This window comes from Robiginitalea sp. (genome assembly GCF_049588695.1).
Taxonomy (GTDB): domain Bacteria; phylum Bacteroidota; class Bacteroidia; order Flavobacteriales; family Flavobacteriaceae; genus Robiginitalea.
Genome location: NZ_JBAVZJ010000144.1, coordinates 1 through 2,660, shown reverse-complemented (window position 1 = coordinate 2,660; position 2,660 = coordinate 1). Strand labels below are relative to the sequence as shown.

3 protein-coding genes are annotated in these 2,660 nt (G+C 50.2%); 2 read left to right on the top strand and 1 reads right to left on the bottom strand.

The window, feature by feature from the left end; translation table 11 throughout:
* Both WBV75_RS03315 and WBV75_RS03310 read left to right on the top strand, forming a co-directional pair.
* Window positions 1-813: replicative DNA helicase (locus WBV75_RS03315; RefSeq protein WP_424119235.1), on the top strand; the 813-nt coding region annotated here is incomplete at its 5' end.
* A gap of 103 nt (window positions 814-916) precedes the next feature.
* Window positions 917-2,104: an asparagine synthetase B gene (locus WBV75_RS03310; protein ID WP_424119236.1), complete on the top strand. Its 1,188-nt coding sequence runs from the start codon at window positions 917-919 to the stop codon at window positions 2,102-2,104.
* Here WBV75_RS03310 and WBV75_RS03305 read toward each other — a convergent pair.
* Window positions 2,101-2,660: HAD hydrolase family protein (locus tag WBV75_RS03305; RefSeq protein WP_424119234.1), on the bottom strand; the 560-nt coding region annotated here is incomplete at its 5' end. The genes WBV75_RS03310 and WBV75_RS03305 overlap by 4 nt on opposite strands.

Sequence of the window (2,660 nt, the reverse complement as noted above, 5' to 3'; positions counted from 1 at the left end):
AATATACCCGTGGCCTTCTTCTCCCTGGAAATGTCTTCCGTCCAGCTGATTACCCGCCTGATTTCTTCGGAAACCGGCCTTTCATCAGAAAAATTGCGAACGGGTCGTGTGGAGAAACACGAGTGGGAACAGCTCAACGTCAAGGTAAAGACCCTGGAAAAGGCCCCTTTATTTATAGACGACACACCTTCCCTCTCTATTTTTGATTTGCGGGCCAAGGCCCGCAGATTGGCTTCTCAGCATAAAATTAAACTTATCGTTCTGGATTACCTGCAGCTGATGACCTCAGGAGCGAGTCAGAAAGGGGGCAATAGGGAGCAGGAAATTTCCATGATCTCCAGAAACCTCAAGGCATTGGCCAAAGAACTGGATGTGCCGGTTATTGCGCTCTCCCAGCTCTCCCGGGCCGTGGAAACACGTGGTGGCAGCAAACGGCCGATCCTCTCCGACCTCAGGGAATCCGGGGCTATTGAACAGGATGCCGATATCGTATCATTTATCTATCGTCCGGAATACTATAAAATTGACGAGTGGGACGACGAAGAGCGCACCCCTACACAGGGCCAGGCGGAGTTTATCGTGGCCAAACACAGGAACGGGGGATTAGATAATATTCGGTTAAAGTTCATTGCCAATCTGGGTAAATTTGATAATTTGGATGACTTTGACTCTCCGTTCGAGTTTCAATCGAAAATGAATGCAGAGGGAGAGAATCCGTTTATAACCCGGAATCTTCCCGACGCCGAACAGGCATTTGGCAGTTCTATGAACGACCTGCCGGGAGCAGATCCGGATGATGATGTACCCTTCTAAACAAAAAAGCACTTCCCGACTTTTACCTTCTTTTTGGATTTATCTGGTTTTGGCATTTCTACTCGGATCTGCCTCACTCCAGGCCTCTGTGGTTTTAATTCCGATGGATGCAGAAGGGCAGGAAAATCATCTGAAGGCCTATGGCATCACCTACTGGGTGCTGACCAAACAACAAAAAGTACAATGGCTGCTCAATTATCGGGGGGGATCTTTCCTGATTCCCGATGGAGAGGCCATCCGAAATGAATGCAAGATCCGGGGGGTTTCTTTTGAAGTCCTCTCAGACGCCGAGGCTACCGAAATCCTGGAAACCATAGCGAGCCCGTCCCAAAACATGGAAGCCGTGATCCTGGAGAAAGCACCGAAGATTGCGGTGTATTCGCCTAAAGGGAATCAACCCTGGGACGACGCTGTAACCATGGTCCTGGCCTTTGCCGAGATTCCTTATGTCACCCTCTACGATGAAGAGGTACTCGATGACAAACTTGCTATCTACGACTGGCTCCATTTGCATCACGAGGATTTTACCGGTCAATACGGTAAATTTTACGGTGCCTATCGCACGGCACCCTGGTATATTGAACAAAAAAGGGAAGCCGAAGCCCTGGCTGCCCGGCTGGGGTATGAAAAGGTTTCTGAGGAGAAATCGGCCGTGGCCCAGAAAATCAGGAATTATGTTATCGGTGGGGGCTTTATGTTTGCGATGTGCTCTGCAACGGATAGTTTCGATATTGCCCTGGCTGCGGAAGGAGTTGATATTTGCGAACCCATGTTCGACGGGGATCCTTCAGATCCGAATTACCAGCAGCAGCTGGATTACAGCAAAACTTTTGCCTTCAGGGATTTTATTTTGGAGCGGAATCCAAGGCGCTACGAGTTTTCGTCCATTGACATGACCAACAAAAGGGAAGATGTTCCCAAGGAGTCCGATTATTTTACGCTCATGGATTTTTCCGCCAAATGGGATCCGGTCCCAACCATGCTGTGTCAGAACCACACCGCCCTGGTGAAAGGTTTTATGGGCCAAACCACTGCTTTTGCACCTGCAGAAGTAAAACCAACAGTCCTCGTTTTAGGGGAAAACCGGCTCAACGGGGAAGCCCGATACATCCACGGTATTAAAGGCAGGGGCTTTTTTACCTTCTATGGAGGCCACGATCCGGAGGATTATCAGCATCGGGTGGGAGACCCGAAAACCGAATTGGAATTACACCCGAATTCCCCGGGCTACCGCCTGATTCTAAACAATATTCTCTTTCCTGCCGCCCGGAAAAAGAAACAGAAGACCTAGGAGAGTTGTTCGAGCAGGCGGGTGAGCACCGATTCCACTCCTTCCTGGTCATTGCTGCCGGTCTGGTAGCGCGCTGTTTTCAGAACATTCGGATGTGCGTTGGCCATGGCAAAGCTGAATTCAGCCTGGGTGAGCATTTCCAGATCATTGTTGTAATCCCCGAATACCATTGTGGCACCTGGGAGTATCCCCAACTGTTTTTGGACGTGCTCCAGGGCGTGCCCTTTGTGGGCCAGCGGGTCTGAGATATCTACCCAGTGAGCCCCGGAAACCTTCACCTTAAGGTCAGCCTCAAAGCCTTGTACTTCCGGGAAAATATACTGCTCGGAACTCTCAAAATGATAGACCGCGATCTTCATGATTTCACCCGGAAAACCCTGAAGTCGGTCCAGGTATTCAAAGGACCCGTAATACTCTTTGAGCTGACGCTCAAATTCAGGGGTAGGCGGGTTCAGATATGCCGTGTCTTTCCCACAGAGGACCACGTGGGTTCCGGGGATATTTTCAAGGCGTTCCAATACCTTGTCCCTCAAGCCAGGGTCGAGTGGGGTGGAGA